The sequence below is a fragment of the Aquabacterium sp. G14 genome (assembly GCF_037482285.1).
Lineage (GTDB): Bacteria > Pseudomonadota > Gammaproteobacteria > Burkholderiales > Burkholderiaceae_C > Aquabacterium.
This window is the reverse complement of sequence record NZ_JBBEYB010000002.1, coordinates 321,066-343,134: the sequence shown is the minus strand read 5'-3', so window position 1 is coordinate 343,134 and position 22,069 is coordinate 321,066. Positions and strand designations below refer to the sequence as shown.

Here is a 22,069-nt window from a genome sequence, read left to right as displayed (position 1 = left end):
GTCGGCTCAGGGGGTGCCGCGGGGCGGGTGGCCACGCTGAGGCGAGGGCGAAGAGGGGAGTTGGCTGAGCAGCCAGGCCAGTGCGCCAGCGAAAACGGCGCACAGCAGAAAACAGACGTGCAGGGCGAGGGCGGCGCTCACGGCCAAGGCCAGCGCGGGCGAGGTGGCGCTCAGGTGCGCGGCCATGCCCGCCCAGACGCCGGCCTCGTAGGTGCCAAAACCGGCCGGGCCTTGCAAGGGAACGACGGCGGCCAACTCTCCACCGAGGGCGCCGGACCAGGCGGTGCCCCAGTTGCTGCCGCTGATGGCCGACAGCAGGCAGGCGCCCGCGGCCAGCTTCACGCTCCAGTTGGCCAGCGTCAGCAACCAGGCCATGGGGCGGTGGTGGGCGGGCTCCAGCAGGGCGTGGCGCAGGCGCTGCAGCACTTGGGTCACCTTGCCTGCCGGGGGCGTTGGAGCGGTGGGTGCTGTGGCGGACGATTCGGGGTGCTGCCCATACCAGAGGCGCATGCCCCAGCTCACCATCCACCAGCCCAACACCATCGCGGCCAGCGCCGCGGCGCGCCAGACCAGCGGCACACCGGGCCACAGCAGCACACCCAGGGTGACCAGCACGATGAGGTCCTGCACTCGCATCCACAGCAGGCAGGCCACCGCGCGGGGCAGCGGCAGGTTCAATTCACGTGAGGCCAACCAGGGAAAGCTCAGCTCGCCGGCGCGCATGGGCAGCAGGTTGACGGCGGCGTTGTGCATCAGGATGACGCGCAGGGAGTCGGTGCGCAGGCCCAGCCAACGTCGAGGCGCACGGGTGTGGTCGTCGAGGGCCAGCACCACCTGCAGGCGTGCGGCACGCAGACCGTAGCTCAACAGCAGGCCACACAGTGTCAGCGCCCAGATGCCGATGCTCGGCCGTGTGATGGCTTCGCGCACTTCGGAGAACGGGGTGTGACTCAGCAGCCAGGCGAGCAGCGCCAGGCCCACGGTCCAGGCCACGATCATCTTGATGCGGGCTTTGGGCGTGGCCGAGGGACTCTGCGGTGGCGGCGGGCTCTGAGGCAGCACGGGGGCGGGGTGGGTTCAGATCAACCCTCTATTGTCTCGCATCTCCGCCTCGCGTGTGGGACGGCCGGGGGGCAGGGCACCCAGAATGTGCGTGGGGGCAGACAGTGAGGGCCCGGTGCGGCGCCTGGCGCGGATTCGGGGGCAACTGGGTGGACAATTTCGGCTCAGAATTTCGATTCCCCTTCATTTCGAGGATGACTGAGCATGACGACGAACTTTGCGACCTGCGACCTGTGCGACGACCACAAGAATGACACCGATGGCGCCTTCCGTGTGCTGCCCCCGGTGTTCAAGGACTACGGCAAGCGCATCAAGTTCAGCGGCCCGGTCAGCACCGTGAAGTGCTTTGAGGACAACACGCTGGTGAAGGCCGCTGTGGACTCTGCTGGCAACGGTCGCGTGTTGGTGGTCGATGGCGGTGCCTCGTTGCGTCGCGCACTGGTGGGTGGCAACTTGGGCAAGGCCGCGGCCAAGAACGGCTGGGCTGGCGTGATCGTGGACGGTTGCGTGCGCGACTCGGCCGAACTGGCCGAGTGCGATGTGGGCATCCGTGCGCTGGGTCTGATGCCCCTGCCGACCGAAAAGCGCAACGAGGGCCAGACCGATGTGGCCGTTCAGATCCAGGGCGTGTGGGTGCGCCCCGGTGACTGGCTGTATGCCGACGAAGACGGCATCGTCATCATGGACAAGCCCAAGGCCTGATCCGTTTCAGCCCTGAGACCTTCTCAGGGTGTGGGCCACAGCGCACCGCGCTGCACGGCCCAGCGCCACTGGGCCAGCCAGGCATCGACTTCAGCCTGAGCGGCCACCAGGGCTTGCTCATTGGCCAGGCGGCGTGCTTGCAGCACCTCGCTCAGGGCGCCTTCGCCCAGGGCAAAGCCCTTGTCCAGCGAGCGGGCCACCGATTGCAGTTGCTGCAGTCCCTCTTGTGCCAGTTGCCACAGACGCAGGCTGTCTTGCGCGTCTTGCTGCAGCAGGGTCAGGTCCCGATTGAGCTGGCGCAGTGTGTCTTCATGGCGCTGCTGGGCGGCGTCGGCCAGGGCTGCGCTCGATTGCGCGCCCAGGTCGCGGGCCGTGCTGCCGATGGGCCACGACAAGGTCAGCGCGACCATCTTTTCGGCGCTGCCGCGCGCCTGTCCCACTTTCACACCTACCGTGGGGTCGGCGGTGGTGTCGGAGCGGTCCAGCTGCGCCTGGGCCTGGGCGTAGTCGGCTTCCAGCTGGGACACGCGGGCTTCCGGCGTCTGGGCCAGCAGGGTCTGCTGCTCGGCGGCGTTCAGCGTGGTGCTGTGCGAGGGCAGCGTCGGCGTCGCCAACTGCGCGGGCCATCCGGGGAAGGCCGATTGCAGGCTGGTCCAGCGCGCCTGGCGCCGTTGGCTGGCGGCCTGGGCCTGCACGCTCGCTTGCGTCAGGCTGGCTTGCATCTGCAGGCTGTCAATCTGGGCGGCGTCTCCCAGCTTGTGGCGCTTGCTGACAGCCTCGCTTTGTTGCGTCAGCACTTTGACTTGGTCCATCCAGACCTGTTCTTGCCGGTATTCGCGCAGCCAGTCTGCGTAAAGCTGAATGGCTTGCAGGCTCAACTGCCGCCAGGTTTGCTGTTGCCGCGCTTCGGCCAGCGCGTCCTGGCGCTGGGCAGCCTGGTCGGCGGCGTGGGCCTTGCCCGGCAGGCGGATGCCGCGCTCGATGGCGGCTTCCCATTCGGCCTGGGTGGTGCGCGGCGTGGTGGCGTCGGCCTCGTAGGTGCGGCGGCCGTACTGCACCGATGGGGTCCACTCGTGCGGGCCTGCACGCTTTTGGGCGGCCAGGTGGCGCTCGGACTGCGTCTGGGCCAGTTGGGCCAGCCATGCAGGGTGGCGGGCGATGAGCTGGCGCATCAACTCGGCGTCAGGCAGACCCATGGCACCAGACGCGGGTGCCGATGCGGCAGACGCCACCTTGGCCTGGGGCGGGGCGGTCTGGGCGACAGCCTGCATCGATGAGGTGGATTCAGCCGCGGTGGCTAAACCCGATAAGCCGCTGACACAGACACTCAGGATCGCCAGCCGACGCCATGCGGTGGACGGCGTGGTCGGGATGGCGTCCGCAGAGGCCGTGCCGGTGCGCAAGATGTGATGCAACATGATGAAAACCTTCAAGCCTGTGCGGGGGTGTCGTCGGCGTCTGCCTGGACGCCGAAGCGTTCGTACACCAGGGGCAGCAGCAACAGGGTCAGGGCGGTGGAGCTCACCAGGCCGCCGATCACCACGATGGCCAGCGGCTTCTGGATTTCACTGCCGGGGCCGGTGGCGAACAGCAGAGGGATCAGGCCCCCCGCACTGATGGAGGCGGTCATCAGCACCGGGCGCAGGCGGCGCTTGGCGCCTTCCACCACGGCCTGGCGGGGTGTTCGGCCTTCCTCGATCAGTTGGTTGAAGTAGCTCACCATCACCACGCCGTTGAGCACCGCGATGCCCAGCAAGGCAATGAAGCCCACCGACGCCGGCACGGACAGGTATTCACCCGCCACAGCCAGCCCCACCACGCCACCGATCAGGGCCAGTGGGATGTTGGACAGCACCATGGCTGCCTGGCGCACCGAGCCAAAGGTGGAAAACAGCAGGAAGAAGATCAGCAGCAGGGCAATCGGCACGACCAGACCCAGGCGCTGTGCGGCGCGTTGCTGGTTCTCGAACTGGCCACCCCAGGTGACCTGGTAGCCGCTGGGCAAGGGCATGGCCTGGGCCAGCTTGGCCTTGGCCTCGTCGACAAAGCCCACCAGGTCGCGGCCACGCACATTGGTCTGGATGACCACATAGCGTTGGGCCTGCTCCCGGTCGATCTTCACCGGACCGTCGCGGTGGTCCAGGCTCGCCACCGAGCTCAGCGGCACGGCATCGCCGTTCGGTGTCGTCAGGCGCAGTGCCTCAAAATCGGCCGGGCTATTGCGCAGCTCGCTCGCGCCGCGGATGACCAGGGGCGTGCGGCGGCCGTCTTCGTGCACCAACCCGATCGGCTGGCCTTCAACCCAACGGCGCAGGTCGGCCTGGATGCTGGCTGCGTCCAAGCCCAGCCGGCCTGCAGCCTGGCGGTCGATGGTGACCTGCAGGTACTGCACGCCATCGTTGCGCAGGGTCAGGGTGTCGGTGGCACCAGGCACCGCCGCGATGATCTTTTGGGCTTTGGCCGCCATCTCATTGAGCGTGGCGAGGCTGCTGCCGTAGATCTTGATGGCGACGTCCCCGCGCACGCCGGTCAGCATCTCGGACACGCGCATGTCGATGGGCTGGGTGAAGCCTGCATCCACGCCAGGGAAGTCTTCCATGACCTTGCGCAATTCACTGATCAGCCATTCCTTGTCAGGCTGGCGCCATTCGGCCATGGGCTTGAGCACCATGAAGGTGTCGGTTTGGTTCAGACCCATGGGGTCGAGGCCCAGTTCGTCCGAGCCGCTGCGGGCCACGATGGATTGGATTTCGGGCACGCGTTTCAAGATGGCTTGTTGCACGCGCAGGTCCAGGTCCACCGTGCCCTTGAGGCCGATGGCGGGCAGCTTTTCCAGCTGCATGATGATGTCGCCCTCGTCGAGCGTGGGCATGAAGGTCTTGCCGATCTGGGTGAACAGCACGCCAGCCACGGCCAGCGCCGCCAGGGCCCCGCCCATCATCCAGCGCGGGTGCAGCAGGGCCTTGCTCAGCAGCTTGTCATAGATGACATCGAGCTTGCGCATCAACCAGGGTTCTTCGCCGTGGCCGGCTTTGAGCAGCCAGGAGGCCAGCACCGGCACCAGGGTGAGTGACAGCACCAGCGACACCGCCAGGGCGAACACAATGGTCAGCGCCACCGGGCCGAACAGCTTGCCTTCCAGACCCTGCAGACTGAGCAGAGGCAGGAACACGATGATGATGATGGCGATGCCAGAGGCTACCGGCGACACGACCTCGCGGCCTGCGCGGAGCACGACCTGCAGCATCGGCATCTTTTTGGCGTCGCCATGCGCCAGGTGACTTTCGATGTTCTCGACCACCACCACGGCACCGTCCACCAGCATGCCGATGGCAATGGCCAGGCCACCCAGGCTCATCAGGTTGGCCGACAGGCCGAACTGGCGCATCAGCACAAAAGTGCCCAGGGCGGACAGCGGCAGCATCACGGCCACCACAATCGCCGCCCGCAGGTTACCCAGGAAGGCCAGCAGCAAGAGCACCACCAGCACGACAGCTTCCAGCAGCGCCTTGCTGACGGTGTACACCGCGCGGTCCACCAGGCTGCCGCGGTCGTAGAAGGTGTTGATGGTCATGCCCTTGGGCAGGCTGGCTTGCATGCTGTCGAGCTTGGCTTGCACGGTGGCGACCAACTGGCGCGCGTTGGCGCCACGCAGGCCCAGTACCAGGCCCTGCACGGCTTCGCCCTCGCCATTGCGGGTGACCGCGCCATAGCGTGTCAGCTCGCCAATGCGCACTTCGGCCAGGTCGGCCACGCGGGTGAGTCGGCCGTCTTCGCTTCGCACCACGGTGTTGCGCACGTCGTCCAAATTCTGAATGGCCCCCTCGGCACGCACGATCAAGGCTTCCTCGCCGGCGTTCAAGCGGCCGGCACCGTCGTTGTGGTTCGACGCAGTCAGAGCCGTTTCCAGCTGGTTCAGGGTCAGTCCTTGCGCCAGCAGGGCTTGGGGGTCAGGGATGACCTCGAAGGTGCGCACAAAGCCGCCCAGGCTGTTGACGTCGGCCACGCCGGGCAGGGCGCGCAGGGCAGGGCGGATCACCCAGTCCAGCACGCGGCGGCGCTCTTCCAGCGTCTGCGGGCCTTCGATGGTGAACATGTACATCTCGCCCAGCGGCGTCGTGATGGGGGCCAAGCCGCCGGAGGCCGTGGGCGGCAGATCCGCCATCACGCCGGCCAGGCGCTCGCTGACCTGCTGACGTGCCCAGTACACATCAGTGCCGTCTTCAAAATCCAGCGTGATGTCGGCCAGGCCGTACTTGGACGTCGAGCGCAGCGACTTCTGCTTGGGGATGCCCAGCACCTCCTGCTCGATGGGGATCGTGATGCGGGTCTCGACCTCTTCCGGGGTCATGCCCGGTGCCTTGAGAATGAGCTTGACCTGGGTGCTCGACACGTCGGGGAAGGCGTCAATCGGCAGGCCCATCCAGGCGGCCACCCCGGCGCCCCCCAGCATGAACACCAGCAACATCACCAGCACGCGCTGGCGCAGAGAAAACTCGATCAGTTTCGCAAGCATGCGTCGGTCCTCAGTTGCCCAGCAGGGCCTTGAGGGCCGAGGTGCCACGGGTCACGACCTTGGTGCCGGCTGCGAGCCCGGATACCGTCCAGTTCTTGCCTTGGCGGCTCAGCACCTGCACGTTCGTGAGTTGATAGCGACCAGCGCCCTGATCGACGAAGACCTGGGTCACGTGACCGGGCGAGGTCAGCACCGCATCGCTGTTGAGCGTGACCGCGTTGGCGCTGTGCCCGGTTTGCAGGGCGGCTTCGACCCATTGGCCGGGTCGCACGGGCATCTCACCAGACTTGCCGTTGGTCGGGGTGATGCGTGCTCGCACCATGATGGATTGGGTTTTTGCGTCCACGCTGGCACCCAGGCTGATGACCTGACCCTTCACGCCGTCGGCGCCGGCCAGTTGCACCACGTCGCCCGTCCGCACATCACCGGCCAGTTTGGCGGGCACCTGGATTTCCAGCCACAGGGGGCTCAAGGTGGCAATGCGGTAGAGCGGGGTCATGGCGTCCACGCGTTGCCCCACCTGCACCAGCTGCGCCAGCACGCGGCCACTCAAGGGGGCAGACACGCTGACCGCGCCATTGGGCGCCATGCTGGTGCCGCCGGCCATCGCCAGGGCTTGACGGCGTTCCTGCGCTTGAGCCTGTTGTTGGGTGAGCTGCGCACGGCTGGCCTCCAAGCGTGACAGCGGGATCAGCCCTTCCTTGTAGAGCGCTTCATCGCGTTGAGCGGTGCGGCGCGCCAGCTCCAGCTGGCTGCCCGACTGCAGCACATCGCGCCCGAGTTCCTGGGCCTGGGGGCTGCGCATACGCACCAGCCATTGTCCAGCCCGCACGGCATCGCCCGTGCTCACCGACACGGATTCGATCAGCCCGGCCACCGGCGCAGCCACGACCTGCTCCTGATTGACTGGGATCACCACCTGCGCCGGGAAGCGCTGCTGAGTCAGACCGCCCGCTTGCACCGCCTCCGACGCGATGCCCAGGCTGCTGACCTGGGCCGGCTTGAGTGTCACGGGCGCCGCAGGTGGTGCCGCATGGGCAGCTTGGGCCATCAACAGTGCGGTCAGCAAAGGCAGGAGGGAGGGCAGACGCAAGGCAGAGGTGTTCATGGCGACAAGGACAAGAGTTCCGATCAGCTTAGGGTGTAGACCTGAATGGAAGCTGAAGTTGCACGATGCCTGGTGGTGCTAAGGTCGAGTCATGGCGAGTTCGGAGCGAAGACATGCGGCTGTTGTTGCTGGAAGATGACGAAATCCTGGGAGAGGGATTGCGCGACTTCCTGCGTTCGGAGGGGCACCTCGTGGACTGGGTCAGTTGCTTGCGCGAGGCGCGCAGCCAGGTCGGTGAGGCCTACGACGCCCTGCTGGTGGATTGGCAGCTGCCTGACGGCTCTGGCTTGGACTGGGTGCAAAGCCTGCGCCGGCAGGGAGACGATCGCCCGCTCATCATGCTCACGGCAAGAGACACGCTGGAAGACCGCGTCAGGGGTCTCAATGTGGGCGCGGACGACTACCTCGTCAAGCCCTTTGATCCGGAGGAGTTGGTGGCCCGCCTGCACGCCATCCGACGCCGAGCCGGCGGAGCGCAGTCAGGCGTGCTGCGGTTTGGCGATGTCACGCTGGACCTGAACGCTCGTGGGGTCTGGTTGCGTGACGTGACCGAAACCGATGTACGTGTTGAACTCACGGCGCGAGAGTGGACCGTCCTGGAGGCCCTGGCCTTGCGAGCCGGTCGCATCGTGCTCAAGTCCGATCTCGAGCAGTTGATGCTGGGATCGGTCAGCGAGGTGTCGAGCAATGTGCTGGAGGTGCACGTGGCCAATCTTCGGCGCAAGCTTGGGCGCGGCCTGATCGATACCGTGCGGGGATTGGGCTACCGCATGCAGAGCCCAGGGACATGACATGCGCATGCCGACCTTGAGGCAGGCTTCGTTGCCTTCGATCCGTGGGCGCTTGACCCGGTGGATCCTCGCGGTGTCCTGGGTTGCAGGCCTGGCGCTAGCCACAACCGTGGGCGTGCTGCTCCATTACGCTTTGGACGAGTTGCTGGATGACGGCCTGCAGGAGTCTGCTGAGGTGCTGTACGGCCTGCTCAGTCAGAACTCTGACCACATTGCGCGCCAGCGCGGCATGTTGCCCGCCCCCTCGCACGAGGAGGGTTTGGTCTGGCAGTTGGTCGGGAACGACGGTCGCATGTGGTTGCGCTCACATCGTGCGCCAGGGACGCCGCTCACACCCCATACCGCGGCGGGCTTCAGCAACGCCCCCTTGTGGCGCATCTACAGCATGCCCTTGCCCGACGGTACGGCCCTGCTGCACGTGGCCCAATCTGCGGACCACCGTCATCACGCACAGCTGTGGACCGTGGGTGGCAGCCTGGGTTTGTCCCTGTTGGTGGGCTGTCTGGCCGTGCTGTGGCTGAAGGTGCGCGTCAGCACGGAGATGCAACCTCTGCACAACCTGTCGGCCGTCGTGCGAAGTTTCGATCCCTTGCGGCCAGATGCCACCTTGCCCGCGGCGGCCCGTGCAGAGCTTTTGCCCTTGGTCTCCGCCCTCAATGACTTGGCCGAGCGCCTTCGTGCCCGCGTGGCCCATGAGCGCGCCTTTGCTGCCCATGCCGCTCATGCCTTGCGCACCCCGCTGGCGGGGATCGACATGCAGCTGGCTGTCGCGCAGCGTGAAGCGCCGGCATCGATGCAGGCGAGGCTGAACCAGACCCGCGAGGCGGCGGCCCGTCTGCGCCGCGTGACCACGGCGCTCATCAGCCTGTTTCGTGCTGGAGGGCAGATGAACTGGCAGGCTGTCCAGCTGAAAGCCCTCGTGGACACTTTGCCCGTACGCGGGGTCCATGTCTCCGTGCTGGGAGAGGACACGCTCTGGTGCGACCCCGATCTTCTGTCCGCCGCGCTCTTGAACCTGTTCGACAACGCCGCGCGTCACCATGCCAGCCACCTGCAAGTGAAGGTCACCGGTCATGACCCCATACAGCAGATCAGTGTGAGCGACAACGGAGAAGGCCTGTCAGCAGAGCGCCTCGCGGCCGTGCAGCACGCGCTGCAAACCGGGCAGAGCGAGGATGTGCTGGGACTGGGTTTGACCTTGGTGGATCTGGTGGCGCGCAACCACGGCGGACAGGTGAGTCTGGCGAGTGGGGCGGGCGGCGCGGGCTGTTGCGTCACGCTCACCTTGTCGCGTCAACCCCGAGCTTCACGTACCTGAGCGCGCGAAGCGCCCTGCATTCAGGCCAGTACTTCCAGCACGCGGTCCAAGCCGCCTTCATTGATGGCCACCATGGCCTGCTCACGCACCTTGGGCTTGGCGTGATAAGCCACGCTCAGGCCCGACACCCCCATCATCAACAGGTCATTGGCGCCATCACCCACGGCAATCGACTGGCGGGGGTCGCAGCCCAGGCGCGCGCACAGCTTCAGCAGGTGTTGCTTCTTGGCTTCGCCGTCCACGATGTCGCCCAGCACGCGGCCGGTCAGCAATCCACCTTCGATTTCCAGCGTGTTGGAGTGTGCCTCGTGCATGCCCAGACGCTCGCGCACGCGGTCGGCAAAGAAAGTGAAGCCACCAGACACCAGCAGCGTCTGCAAGCCGGCCGCCTTGGCCGCATTGATCAACTCGGGCGCGCCGGGGTTGATCTTCAGTCGCTGGTCGTACACCTCTTGCAGAGATTCGGCAGGCACACCCTTGAGCAGGGCGACGCGGCGGCACAGGCTGTCCTTGAAATCGGTGATCTCACCGCGCATGGCGGCCTCGGTGATCGCAGCCACCTCGGCCTTCTTGCCCACGGCATCGGCGATCTCGTCAATGCACTCGATGCTGATCAGCGTGGAGTCCATGTCAAAGGCAATCGCCTTGAACTGGGCCAAGGCCAGAGGAGGGGTGAAGTGCTGTATGACGAGGCCGGGGGCGAATTCTTGGGCAGACATGGGTGGGATGAAGGCGAGGCGTGCCAGGCCGGTCGAGATGGCAGGGGTGGAATTATCCCTCGCTCTGGCGTTGGCGAGGGCGTGATGGATGCACGCTCCGATCTGGGGCCAGGTGAAAAAAAATGAAATCCCAAGTTGTATGGGCTTTCAGTCTGACTTACGCTTGAATCTGGACAGATCCAAGGTTGGGCATGGCGTATCCGGAGTCTTCGATGCATCTGGAGCAAGAGGCATGGCACGCGCTGCCATGGGGCTTGCTCTGGGTGGACCTGTGCGGTTGGCGCATTGCGCACGCCAACCCGGCTGCATCAGCGCTCCTCGGCTTGCAGGAGCATGCCCCTTAGCACAGCCTGACCGATTGTCTGTCGGCCTCCGCCACGATCGCCTTGACCTCGGCGGCCCAAGATCCTGCTGGCTGGCCCAGCGCGTCAGTGCGCCTGCACATCAAGGCAGGTGAGCGCGTCTGTCGGGCGCATTGGCTGCGTTGCAGGGAGGAGGGCACACGTCGTCTGGGGCTCCTGTCCATCGAGTTGACCGTGCCAGCCGATGCGCGTGAAGACGCGCACGCCCAGGAAGCCGCGGCCACGGCCCGTCATTTGGAGGACGTGCTCGAGCAGAGCATCGAGACGCTTTCTGGCGCCTTGGCCGAGCGCGATCCCTACACCGTGGGACATCAACGTCGCGTGGCCGAAATTGCCGTCAATCTGGCCACCCACCTGGGTTTGAGCGCGGAGCGCCGCCATGTGCTGCACCTGGCTGCCATCGTGCACGACATTGGCAAGATCCGTGTGCCCATCGATCTGCTGACCAAGCCCACCCCTCTCCGACCCCAAGAGTTCGAAGTCATCAAGCAGCACGCTCAGGCCACCATTGACATCCTGGGAGGCATCCAGTGGCCCTGGCCTCTCAAGGAAATCGCCGGTCAGCACCACGAACGTCTGGACGGCACAGGCTATCCAGCCGGACTCAAGGGAGACGAAATCCTGTTCGAGGCACGCATTCTGGCCGTGGCCGACATCATCGAGTCCATGTCCGCGCCACGCCCTTACCGCCCGGCAGCGGGCTTGCCGGCTGTGCTGGACGTCTTGCGCCGCGGCCGAGGGCTGACGCTGGACCCCGACGTGGTGGATGCCGCGCTGTTGTTGTATGGCGCTGTGCAGGTGTCTGACTCGGGGGCATGACATGTTCATCAACGCGCAACTGTGGGAGACACAGCTCGACATGATGGGCAACACCATGATCCTGTTCATGGTGTACCTGCTGGCCGAGGCTGCCTTGCCCCGCCTGCCGTGGCTGGCATCGCGCGCTCGTCGCAAATACGTGCGGTTGTCGTCTATTCGCTGCTGGCTTCACTCAATGTGATGACGGCTTACGAGCCCGCGCCAGGGATACGGGTGGACACGCGCATGGGGGTCGAGGCCGCAGCCACCTTGACTCTGGGGCCGCTCGCTGGTCTCTTCGTCGGTGTGGTCACCGGGCTCACTCGCGTGTTCCTGGGCGGGGCGGGGTGGTTGTCGGGATCGCTGGCGATGCTGGGCGTGTGGGCTGCCACCAGAGCGCTGATGGCCTGGCAGGCAAGGCGCCGCCCGGGCCAGGATCCAGGGCGACATCTTGGCGTGGCCATCGGCGGTGCGATCTTCTCTTGGCTGATGAGTTTGCCTTCGCTGGTCTGGCTTGATTGGCGCGGCCACATGGAGCTGGATGCCGCCATCGTGCTGGTGGTTTTCCTGTGCAGCACCGTGACCACCCTCTTGCTGTGGGCGACGATCGCCCTGACCAGTTCGCGCACCCGGGCACTGGAGCAACTCTCGCAGGCCAATGAGGCCCTTCAGCAGTCTTTGCGTCAGACGATTGGTGCGCTGGCACAGGCGGTCTTGCACCGAGATCCTGGGTCGGCCCGACACCAACGTCGCGTCGCTGATCTGGCCTTGGCGATTGGCCGCGCCATGCAACTGGCGCCCCATCGGCTGGAGGCGCTGGAGTTGGCCGCACTGGTGCACGACATCGGACAGATCGAAATCCCCAGCGAGATCATCTCGCGCCCTGGGCCGTTGACGCCGGCGGAGATGGCACTCGTGCAGCAACACCCCGTGATGGGGTACGAGATCCTGAAAGACGTGCAGTCTCCCTGGCCTCTGGCCGACATCGTGCACCAACACCACGAGAACCTCGACGGCAGCGGCTATCCCCGCGGTCTGGCGGGCGACGCGATCTGCCTGGAGGCCCGCATCCTGCGCGTGTGCGACATCATCGAGGCCATGAGTTCCCACCGCGTGTATCGCTCCAGCCACCCCATGGACAGCGTGCTGGAGGAAGTCCAACGCATGGCGGGGCGAGAACTGGACGCCGAGGTGGTCCGCATCGGAGTGGCGCTGATCCGGCGCGAGGGCTACGCTTTTCCGGCTTGAGTGGCGGGCGCATGGTCTGCGTACCCGCCGCGGGACAGTTTCCACTGCCTGCCGGTTTGTGGCCTAATGCTTGATTGGATTTTTTTTGCCCACGCATCGCACTGCCATGCTGCGAATCACTGAACTGCGTCTGCCCCTGAATCACGCCGAGGACGAGCTGCGTCCTGCCGTGGTGGCCAGGCTGGGCATCGAGGATGCCCAACTCCTGAATTTCACCGTGTTCAAGCGCAGCTACGACGCGCGCAAGAAGACGGCCATCGTGCTGATCTACACGATCGATTGCGAGCTGGCCACGCCCGAGCTGGAAGCCCATGTGTTCCAGCGCATGGCCGGTGACACGCACATTCGCCCGACGCCGGACACGTCGTACCAGTTTGTGGGCCACGCGCCCGCCGATTTCCGTGCACCCGATGACCTGCGTCCGGTGGTGGTGGGCTTCGGCCCCTGCGGCATCTTCGCCGCCTTGATCCTGGCTCAGATGGGCCTGCGTCCCATCGTGCTGGAGCGCGGCAAGGAAGTGCGTCAGCGCACCAAGGACACCTGGGGCCTGTGGCGCCAGAGCGTGCTTAACCCGGAGTCCAACGTGCAGTTTGGCGAGGGTGGGGCGGGCACCTTTTCCGACGGCAAGCTCTACAGCCAGATCAGCGACCCGCGCCACCTGACCCGCAAGGTGCTCACCGAATTCGTCAAGGCCGGCGCGCCCGAAGAGATCTTGTACGTGAGCAAACCTCACATTGGCACCTTCCGCCTGGTCAGCATGGTCGAAAAGATCCGTGCCGACATCGTGGCGTTGGGCGGCGAAATCCGCTTCGAGCAGCACGTCACCGACGTCCAGATCGAGGATGGCCACATCCGCGGTGTCACCCTGCAAAACGGCGAGCAGATCCGGGCGGACCATGTCGTGCTGGCGCTGGGCCACAGCGCCCGCGACACCTTCACGATGCTGCATGAACGCGGCGTGTACATGGAAGCCAAGCCCTTTGCGATCGGCTACCGCATCGAACACCCGCAAAGCCTGATCGACAAGGCACGTTTCGGCCCCAACGCCGGCCACCCCATCCTGGGCGCGGCCGACTACAAGCTGGTGCACCACGCCCAGAACGGTCGTGCGGTCTACAGCTTCTGCATGTGCCCAGGCGGCACCGTGGTGGCGGCCACGTCCGAGCCCAATCGCGTGGTCACCAACGGCATGAGCCAGTATTCCCGCGCCGAACGCAACGCCAATTCGGGCATCGTGGTGAACATCACCCCGCAAGACTACCGCCAGGACGGTCAGACCGACGGCCCCGTCAGCCCGCTCGATGGCATCGCCTTCCAGCGCTTCTGGGAGTCGCGGGCGTATGAGTTGGGCGAGGGCGGCTACAAGGCGCCTGGTGCCCTGGTGGGTGACTTCATCAAGCGTCAACGCAGCAAGGTGCTGGGCAACGTCGAGCCATCCTACAAGCCGGGTGTGACCCTGACCGACCTGGCCCAGCCCGGCTACGGCAGCCTGCCCGATTACTGCCTCGACGCCATCCGCGAAGCCTTGCCCGCGTTTGACAAGCAGATCAAGGGCTTTTCGATGAAGGATGCCGTGCTGACCGGCGTGGAGACACGCACCTCGTCGCCGCTGCGTATCACCCGTGGCCGCGATTACCAGAGCCTCAACATCCAGGGCCTGTACCCCGCTGGCGAAGGTGCCGGTTATGCCGGCGGCATCATGTCCGCCGGGGTCGACGGCATCGAGGTGGCCGAGGCGGTGGGCGCCAGTATCCTGGGTGTGAAGGCCCCCTCAGCGTTGCGCTGAAGGACAACACCGTGAGGTGTGCAAGCATCCCGTGCCAGGGGCGCGGGGATTCACGCTTGCCAGATCATCAACGTGCCGCGGACGGGTTGACCATTCTCGACACGCAATGTCGTCTCGTGGGCTTCACGCACTTGGAAACCATGCTGTTGAGCCAGCTGGTTCATGTAGGTGCGTGACTGGCTGTAGCGCCCGGTGGCATTCAAACGGAAGTCCACTTCGGTGGTCTGCGCGCCTTCGTCACTATCCAGGTTCTCGATGGAGAACGCCAGCAGTCCGTTCGGGCGCAGCAGACGCTTCACCTCTTTGATCGTTTCGTCCAACTGGCCGATGTAGATGAACACATCGGCTGCAACCGCCAGATCAAAGCTGTCGGCTGCTTCGGCTTGCATCATTTGAACCAGATCGGCCTGGATCAGGCGCTGGTACACCTGTCGTGCTTGAGCGTGTGCCAGCATGCGCGCTGACAAATCGACGCCCACCAGTTGCGCCACCATGGGCGAGAGCGCGGCGCCCACCAAACCGGTGCCACAACCGAGGTCGAGGGCGGTCCAGTCAGTTGTCTCGGCGTCGGCGCAGGCCTGAATCCGTTGTGCGAGCTGGGCAGGCACGTCGTAAGCCAAGGTGCCCGTCAGATGCTGATCAAACTCGTCGGCATACACGTCAAAGGTGCGGCTGACGTAATCTGCGGGTGCCTGGGCGGTTTGTTGCCCCGTCAACATGGCAATCAGGTGCTTGGCATGACCGTCGTCGGGGGTCAAGCTCAGGCGACGCTGGTACATGGCCACCGCTTCCGCCACCTTGCCCTGCAGGCGCAGCACGTCGGCCAGGTTGTCCAAGGCTTCCAGAGAGTCGGGCTTCACTTGCAGCGCGTGCTGGTAGCAGGCTTCTGAAAAGGCCAGGTTGTTCAGCGAGCGATGGGTGCTGCCCAGGTTGTTGAAGGCTTCCCAGTCCATCGGCGACAGCTTGGCAGCCATCTGCATGGCGGTGAGGGCTTCCTGAGCGCGGCCTTGCTGCTTGATGGCCGCTCCCAGCAACTTCCAGCCAAAGCTGTCCTGAGGGTAGCGTGTCGTCAGACTCCGACTGGACTTCTCTGCTTCTGCAAACTGCCCTTGCTGGTAGAGCGTCAGTGCGATCTGGCGCTCGATGTCGCTGGCTTGCGCCGGTGGGCGGGCGACCGGTGGACGAGCAAAGACATGAGGAGAGTTGGACATGGCGGGCTCTTCGCGCGGTTGGCAGAAACGAGCCAGTGTAGTGGGGCCTCAGGGTCTGTCGCCCCCCTCATTTGAGCGCGGGAACTCCCCTCAGGTCTTGAGCGGCTGCCCCAGTTGCCGCAACAGATCCCGCACATACTGGGCCCGGTCCTTCGGGTCGGACAGGGCCTTCTCGATGCGCAGCTTGTCGTTGCCCGCCAGCTTGATCTGCTTGTTCTTCTGCACCAGCTCGATGATGCGCAGCGGCTCCACCGGCGGGTTGGGGCGGAACGTGATGTTGATGATGCCCGGTGCGGCATCGATCTTGATCACGCCATAGGGCTTGGACTGCACGCGCAACTTGTGCGTGTCGAACAGGGCCTGGGCCTGTGGCGGCAGCTTGCCAAAGCGGTCCACGATCTCTTCGAGCATCCCGTCGATCTTGTCGAGCGAGTCGGCGGTGGCCAGGCGCTTGTACAGGCTCAGGCGCACATGCACGTCGCAGCAGTAGGCGTCGGGCAGCAAGGCCGGGGCGTGCAGGTTCACGTCGGTGTTGCTGCCGAACATGCCCAGGGGGGACAGCAGATCGGGCTCCTTGCCCGCCTTCAGCGAGCGCACGGCCTCGCTCAGCATCTCGTTGTACAGCTGGAAGCCCACCTCCATCATGTTGCCGCTCTGGTTGTCGCCCAGCACCTCGCCGGCGCCGCGAATCTCCAGGTCGTGCATGGCCAGATAGAAGCCCGATCCCAGCTCTTCCATGTTCTGGATCGCATCCAGACGCTGGGCCGCCTGCTTGGTCAGCCCTTCCACATCGGGCACCAGCAGGTAAGCGTAGGCCTGATGGTGCGAGCGCCCCACGCGACCGCGCAACTGGTGCAACTGCGCCAGGCCGAACTTGTCGGCGCGCGACATGATGATGGTGTTGGCGCTCGGCACGTCGATGCCGGTTTCGATGATGGTCGAGCACAGCAGCACGTTGTGGCGTTGCGCCACGAAGTCGCGCATCACCCGCTCCAGCTCGCGCTCGGGCATCTGACCGTGGGCAATGCCGATGCGGGCCTCGGGCACCAACTCGGCCAGCTTGTCGCGCCGGTTCTCGATGGTCTCCACCTCGTTGTGCAGGAAGTAGACCTGGCCGCCGCGCTTGAGCTCGCGCAAGATGGCCTCGCGGATCACGCCGCTGCTTTCGCTGCGCACAAAGGTCTTGATGGCGAGACGACGTTGCGGTGCGGTGGCGATCACGCTCAGGTCGCGCAGGCCTTCCATGGCCATGCCCAGCGTCCGCGGGATGGGGGTGGCGGTGAGGGTGAGCACGTCAATTTCAGCGCGCATGGCCTTCATCGCTTCTTTGTGGCGCACGCCAAAGCGGTGCTCCTCGTCGATGATGAGCAGACCCAGGCGCTTGAACTTCACCGAATCACTCAGCAGCTTGTGGGTGCCGACCACGATGTCGATGGTGCCGTCTTCGAGCCCTTGCATCGCGGCCTTGATTTCCTTGGCGGAACGGAAACGCGACATCTCGGCCACCTTCACGGGCCACTGCGCAAAGCGGTCGGCGATGTTCTGGTAATGCTGCTCGGCCAGCAGCGTGGTGGGGGCCAGCAGCACGACCTGCTTGCCTCCGGTCACGGCCACAAACGCCGCACGCAAGGCCACCTCGGTCTTGCCGAAGCCCACGTCGCCGCAAACCAGTCGGTCCATCGGGCGCGGGCTGATCATGTCCTGGATGACGGCGTGGATGGCCGCACGCTGGTCGGCCGTCTCCTCAAAGCCGAAGCTGGTCGCAAAGGCCTCGTAATCTTGCGGTGAGAAGCGGAAGGCAAAGCCCTCACGGGCCGCGCGGCGGGCGTACAGGTTCAGCAATTCGGCCGCAGTGTCACGCACCTGTTCGGCCGCCTTGCGCTTGGCCTTGTCCCACTGGGGCGAGCCCAGCTTGTGCAGTGGTGCCTCTTCGGGGCTCACGCCGGTGTAGCGGCTGATCAGGTGCAGTTGCGACACGGGCACATACAGCGTGGCCTTGTCGGCGTATTCCAGATGCAGGAACTCCGACGGCCCGTCACCCAGGTCCAGGTTGATCAGGCCTTGGTAGCGCCCGATGCCGTGGTTGCTGTGCACCACCGGGTCGCCCACATTCAGCTCGCTCAGGTCTTTGATGAGCGAATCGACGTCGGTGGCCTGCTCGTTCTTGCGGCGGCGGCGCGTCGCCGGCGTCGCATCGAACAGCTCGGTCTCGGTCACGAACTGGATGCCGGCCCCCGCGCTGCCGTCGTGCCAGATGAACCCGCCTGCCAGCGGTGCCGCCGTGATCGCATGTCGATGATCGCCACGCACAAAGGCGTCGAGCGTGTCCACACTGGGCAAGTCGATGCGGTGGTCGCGCAGCAACTCCATCAGGTTCTCGCGGCGGCCGGCGCTTTCGGCCACCACCAGCACCCGTTGCCCGGCACGATCGGTCTGGGCAATGTGCTGCTCCAGCTTGCGCAGAGGGTCCTGGCCACCACGCTCCACACTCAAATCGGGCAGCGGGCGCGCCCACTCAGTGGGCTCTTTGCCACGCACGGCCAGTTGGGCATGGGCATTGGCATGGTTGAAAAACTCTTCCACCTTCAGGTAAATGTCTTCGGGAGGCAGCAGGGGGCGCTCTGGGTCGTGCTGCAAGAAGCGATGGCGCTCGCGCGTCTCGTTCCAGAAACGCTCCAGCGACTCGGTGATCTCACCATGCAGCACCAAAGCGGCCTGTTCGCCCATGTGCTGGAACAGCGTCGAGGTCTCGTCAAAGAACAGCGGCAGGTAGTACTCGATGCCGCCCGTGGCCACGCCCGTGCCCATGTCCTTGTAGATGCGGCTCTTGGTCGGATCGCCTTCCATGCGCTCGCGCCAGCGGTCCCGGAAGGCTGCACGTGACGCCTCGTCCATCGGGAACTCGCGGCCCGGCAGCAAGCGCACCTCGGGCACCGGGTACAGGCTGCGCTGCGAGTCCGGGTCAAAAGTGCGGATCGAATCGACCTCATCGCCGAACAGGTCCACGCGATACGGCACAGGTGAGCCCATGGGGTACAGGTCGATCAGTCCGCCGCGCACCGCGTATTCGCCAGGCGACACCACCTGGCTCACATGGTTGTAGCCCGCCAGCGTCAGCTGCGACTTCAGTGCCGCCTCATCGAGCTTTTGCTTTTGCTTGAAGTGGAAGGTGTAAGCCGCCAGGAAGGAGGGCGGGGCCAGACGCGTCAGCGCCGTCGTGGCTGGCAGCAGCACCACGTCCACGCCGGTCTCGGCCTTCACGCCCTGCTGCATTCGCCACAGCGTTGCCAACCGCTCCGAGATCAGATCCTGGTGCGGCGAGAAGGTGTCGTACGGCAGCGTCTCCCAGTCCGGGAAGATCGCGCAACGCAGTTCCGGCACAAAGAACGCCATCTCGTCCATCAGCCTCTGCGCGTCGGATGCATCGGCCGTCAGGATCGCCGTCAGCTGTCCCTGCGCCTTGCGTGCCTGTGCGAAGTGCGCCAGCAGCAGCGCATCCCCGGAGCCGGCTGGGCGGGGCACGGTGTAGCGTTTGCCAGGGGCGATCGAAGGCAGGGGCAGGGCGGGCAACATGGCGTTCAGAAATGACAAAGCGCCCGTTCACCGAGGTGGCCGGGCGTGTTGAATTCAAAACGCACATTCTAGGTGGGGGACAATCTCCCCATGTCCCTCACGATCGCTTCACACGAATTCAAACCCCGGGCGTTCGCCCTCGTGCCCTGCGCAGGCGTGGGCGAGCGCGCCGGTGTCGGCGGCCCCAAGCAATATCACCCGGTGGCAGGCAAGGCTGTGGTGGCGCATACCCTGGCGGCGCTCGCGGCGGTCCCTGGCATCGATGCCACCTTGGTGGTGCTCTCCCCCGATGACACGCAGTTCGAGCAGCATGCGCCTGACTTTCAGGGCGACCGTGCTTGGGTGGCGCGTGTCGGTGGCGCCTCACGCGCCGACAGTGTGGCCAACGGCCTGCAAGAGCTGCTGGCCCGTGGCGCTCAGCCTCACGACTGGGTGCTGGTGCACGACGCCGCGCGCTGTTTGATCCAGCCCGATTGGGTGCAGCGCCTGATGGACGCCTGTGAACACGATGAGGTGGGCGGCTTGCTCGCCTTGCCCCTGGCCGACACGCTCAAAGCGGCGGTCAGCGGCCCCGGCGGCGAGCCCCGCGCCCAACACACGGTGGACCGCGCGGGCAAGTGGGCCGCCCAAACCCCTCAGATATTCCGTCTTGGCTTGCTGCAACCGGCTTTGACGGCGGCCCTGGCTGATCCCGGCACGGCCGCAGCCATCACCGACGAAGCCAGCGCCATCGAGATGCTGGGCCACCAACCTCGTCTGGTCCCCGGCGCTTATGACAATTTCAAGGTTACCTGGCCGGGTGATTTCGCGCTGGCCGAGCGGCTCCTGTCCACCCGGCCCTGAGCGATCACCAGGACACTTCCTGCTCCGGGCTGGCCTTGATGCGGTGCACCGACAGGTCGGCGCCGTCAAACTCTTCCTCTTGCGACAGGCGCAGGCCCATCAGGCGGTTCAACGTGCCGTACACGACAAAGCCGCTGACCAGCGCAAACGCAACGACGAACAAGGTGCCCAGCACCTGCGCACCCAGGTTCACCCCGCCGGCGCCGCCCAGCCAAGGCTGACCAAACAGCCCCGCAGCAATGCCACCCCAGGCGCCGCACAGGCCATGCAGGGGCCACACCCCCAGTACGTCGTCGATCTTCCACTTGTTCTGCACCAGGGTGAACATCAGCACGAAGATCGCGCCGGCAATCGCTCCCACCGCCAAGGCGCCGGCTGGGTGCATGATGTCGGACCCGGCACACACGGCCACGAGTCCCGCCAAGGGGCCGTTGTAGGCAAAGCCTGGGTCATTCTTGCCCATCAGCAGCGCCACCAAGGTGCCACCCACCAGAGCCATCAGCGAGTTCACCGCCACCAGACCTGAGATCTTGTCGATGGTCTGTGCGCTCATCACGTTGAAGCCGAACCAGCCCACCGCCAGAATCCATGAGCCCAGCGCGAGGAAAGGGATGCTCGACGGCGGGTGAGCCGACATCGCACCATCCTTGCGATAGCGGTTGCGGCGCGCGCCCAGAATCAGCACGGCCGGCAGAGCCAGCCAGCCTCCAAACGCGTGAACGACCACCGAGCCGGCAAAGTCATGCATGGTGCCGCCAGTCACATGCTGCAGCCACACCTCAAAGCCGAAACGGTCGCCCCAGATCGCACCTTCGCACAGCGGGTACAGCACCCCCACGATCACCGCCGTGGCGATCAACTGTGGGTTGAAGCGTGCCCGCTCGGCAATCCCGCCCGAGATGATCGCCGGTATGGCCGCGGCGAACGTCAGCAGGAAAAAGAACTTCATCAGCGCATAGCCGTTGCCCTCGGCCAGCGTGTGAGCGTCCACATAGAAGTCCACGCCATAGGCCACGGTGTAGCCCACGAAGAAGTACGCGATGGTGGACACGCAGAAGTCCACCAGGATCTTCACCAGCGCATTCACCTGGTTCTTGCCCCGCACAGTCCCCAACTCCAGAAACGCGAAGCCCGCGTGCATCGCCAGCACCATGACCGCCCCCAGCATGATGAAGAGGGTGTCTGCACCTTGTTTGAATGAATCCATGTTCAACTTCCGCAATCCAACGGCCTTGAGCGCACTGTTTTGAACCCTCTGCCGCATTCAGGTTCAAAGCGCACCAAGGTGAAGCACAAAACATGCCCGCATTTGGCGCCTGCGCTGAGAGGTGTTTGCACCGAGTTGGCGCTGCGGTGACCTTGCTTGGTGCTTGCGCCTTCCCTTGGGTTGCGGTGGCCCTGTGATGGTGCGCGAGGTGGCTGCATCGATCTGGCGGGCATGCTGGCAGGACGTCTTTCCAGCGACAATCACACCTTGTTCATTTTTGCCCTGCGAGACCATCATGAATGTGCCCGCCTTGCGTGTGGGGGAAGGCTGGGATACCCACGCCTTGGTGCTGGACCGTCCTCTGATTCTGGGTGGTGTGACCATTCCCCATACCCATGGGCTGCTCGGCCACTCCGATGCCGACGCCTTGCTCCATGCCATCACCGACGCCCTGCTGGGGGCGGCGGCATTGGGGGACATCGGCCGTCATTTTCCCGATACCGAGCCACAGTTCAAAGGCGCTGATTCCGTGGCCTTGCTTCAGGAGGCTGCGCGACGTGTGCGCGCCACGGGCTGGGATATTGGCAACCTCGATGCCACCATCGTGGCGCAAGCCCCCAAGATGGCCCCTCACATTCCACTGATGCGCACACGCATCGCCGAGGCCTTGGGACTGAGCGAGGATCAGGTCAACGTCAAAGCCAAAACCGCCGAGAAGATGGGTCCCGTGGGCGAAGGTCGTGCCATCGAGGCGCGCGCGATCTGTTTGCTGTTCCGGGCTTGACCCGAATGGGCCCTTGAGTCACCGAGGGCGGGGCCCTTTGA

17 protein-coding genes are annotated in these 22,069 nt (G+C 65.3%); 9 read left to right on the top strand and 8 right to left on the bottom strand.

Annotated features, from left to right (window positions below; all coding sequences use genetic code 11):
- Nucleotides 1–6: 6 nt before the first annotated feature.
- Nucleotides 7–1,062, bottom strand: coding sequence for a lysylphosphatidylglycerol synthase transmembrane domain-containing protein (locus WIT60_RS03885; RefSeq protein WP_339582625.1), 1,056 nt, complete (start codon nt 1,060–1,062; stop codon nt 7–9).
- Between the two features lie 204 nt (nt 1,063–1,266).
- On the opposite strand from WIT60_RS03885, the gene rraA reads away from it, so the two are divergent.
- Complete coding sequence (gene rraA, locus WIT60_RS03880; RefSeq protein ID WP_320366970.1) at nt 1,267–1,764, top strand: ribonuclease E activity regulator RraA; 498 nt, start codon at nt 1,267–1,269, stop codon at nt 1,762–1,764.
- A gap of 23 nt (nt 1,765–1,787) precedes the next feature.
- On the opposite strand, the gene WIT60_RS03875 is transcribed toward rraA, so the two are convergent.
- From WIT60_RS03875 to WIT60_RS03865, 3 genes are read right to left on the bottom strand one after another with little or no spacing between them, the layout of a single operon-like run.
- Complete coding sequence (locus WIT60_RS03875; protein ID WP_339582624.1) at nt 1,788–3,182, bottom strand: TolC family protein; 1,395 nt, start codon at nt 3,180–3,182, stop codon at nt 1,788–1,790.
- An 11-nt stretch (nt 3,183–3,193) separates the two neighbouring features.
- Complete coding sequence (locus WIT60_RS03870; RefSeq protein WP_339582623.1) at nt 3,194–6,280, bottom strand: efflux RND transporter permease subunit; 3,087 nt, start codon at nt 6,278–6,280, stop codon at nt 3,194–3,196.
- Nucleotides 6,281–6,290: 10 nt separating this feature from the next.
- Entirely contained in the window at nt 6,291–7,388 is a 1,098-nt protein-coding gene (locus WIT60_RS03865) for an efflux RND transporter periplasmic adaptor subunit (protein ID WP_339582622.1), read from the bottom strand.
- Between the two features lie 113 nt (nt 7,389–7,501).
- Here WIT60_RS03865 and WIT60_RS03860 point away from each other — a divergent pair, with 113 nt between their 5' ends.
- Entirely contained in the window at nt 7,502–8,179 is a 678-nt protein-coding gene (locus tag WIT60_RS03860; RefSeq protein ID WP_339582621.1) for a response regulator, read from the top strand.
- Nucleotides 8,180–8,252: 73 nt separating this feature from the next.
- The gene (locus WIT60_RS03855) at nt 8,253–9,497 is read left to right on the top strand and encodes an ATP-binding protein (protein WP_339582620.1); all 1,245 of its coding nucleotides are present in this window, start codon (nt 8,253–8,255) and stop codon (nt 9,495–9,497) included.
- A gap of 20 nt (nt 9,498–9,517) precedes the next feature.
- Here the strand turns inward: WIT60_RS03855 and serB are convergent, their stop codons facing one another.
- Nucleotides 9,518–10,216 (bottom strand): phosphoserine phosphatase SerB, encoded by a 699-nt coding sequence (serB, locus tag WIT60_RS03850; protein WP_339582619.1) that lies wholly within the window; start codon nt 10,214–10,216, stop codon nt 9,518–9,520.
- Between the two features lie 386 nt (nt 10,217–10,602).
- On the opposite strand from serB, the gene WIT60_RS03845 reads away from it, so the two are divergent.
- The 4 genes from WIT60_RS03845 (at nt 10,603) to WIT60_RS03830 (ending at nt 14,410) form a co-directional block, all read left to right on the top strand.
- Entirely contained in the window at nt 10,603–11,397 is a 795-nt protein-coding gene (locus WIT60_RS03845; RefSeq protein ID WP_339582618.1) for an HD-GYP domain-containing protein, read from the top strand.
- Between the two features lies 1 nt (nt 11,398).
- Entirely contained in the window at nt 11,399–11,578 is a 180-nt protein-coding gene (locus tag WIT60_RS03840; protein WP_339582617.1) for a hypothetical protein, read from the top strand.
- Nucleotides 11,578–12,624, top strand: coding sequence for an HD domain-containing phosphohydrolase (locus WIT60_RS03835; protein WP_339582616.1), 1,047 nt, complete (start codon nt 11,578–11,580; stop codon nt 12,622–12,624). Before WIT60_RS03840 ends, WIT60_RS03835 begins: the two co-directional genes overlap by 1 nt.
- A 106-nt stretch (nt 12,625–12,730) precedes the next feature.
- Nucleotides 12,731–14,410, top strand: coding sequence for an NAD(P)/FAD-dependent oxidoreductase (locus WIT60_RS03830; RefSeq protein ID WP_339582615.1), 1,680 nt, complete (start codon nt 12,731–12,733; stop codon nt 14,408–14,410).
- A 50-nt stretch (nt 14,411–14,460) separates the two neighbouring features.
- On the opposite strand, the gene WIT60_RS03825 is transcribed toward WIT60_RS03830, so the two are convergent.
- Both WIT60_RS03825 and mfd read right to left on the bottom strand, forming a co-directional pair.
- Nucleotides 14,461–15,621 carry a methyltransferase domain-containing protein gene (locus WIT60_RS03825; protein ID WP_339582614.1) on the bottom strand — a complete coding sequence of 387 codons (1,161 nt, stop codon included), beginning with the start codon at nt 15,619–15,621 and terminating at the stop codon, nt 14,461–14,463.
- A 90-nt stretch (nt 15,622–15,711) separates the two neighbouring features.
- On the bottom strand, nt 15,712–19,194 hold the full coding sequence (gene mfd, locus WIT60_RS03820) for a transcription-repair coupling factor (RefSeq protein ID WP_445207639.1): 3,483 nt from the start codon (nt 19,192–19,194) through the stop codon (nt 15,712–15,714).
- A 90-nt stretch (nt 19,195–19,284) separates the two neighbouring features.
- On the opposite strand from mfd, the gene ispD reads away from it, so the two are divergent.
- Nucleotides 19,285–20,037: a 2-C-methyl-D-erythritol 4-phosphate cytidylyltransferase gene (gene ispD, locus WIT60_RS03815; protein ID WP_339582613.1), complete on the top strand. Its 753-nt coding sequence runs from the start codon at nt 19,285–19,287 to the stop codon at nt 20,035–20,037.
- Nucleotides 20,038–20,041: 4 nt separating this feature from the next.
- Here ispD and WIT60_RS03810 read toward each other — a convergent pair whose 3' ends face one another.
- On the bottom strand, nt 20,042–21,244 hold the full coding sequence (locus WIT60_RS03810) for an ammonium transporter (protein WP_339582612.1): 1,203 nt from the start codon (nt 21,242–21,244) through the stop codon (nt 20,042–20,044).
- 295 nt (nt 21,245–21,539) lie between these two features.
- On the opposite strand from WIT60_RS03810, the gene ispF reads away from it, so the two are divergent.
- Entirely contained in the window at nt 21,540–22,028 is a 489-nt protein-coding gene (gene ispF / locus WIT60_RS03805) for a 2-C-methyl-D-erythritol 2,4-cyclodiphosphate synthase (protein WP_339582611.1), read from the top strand.
- Nucleotides 22,029–22,069: the final 41 nt, after the last annotated feature.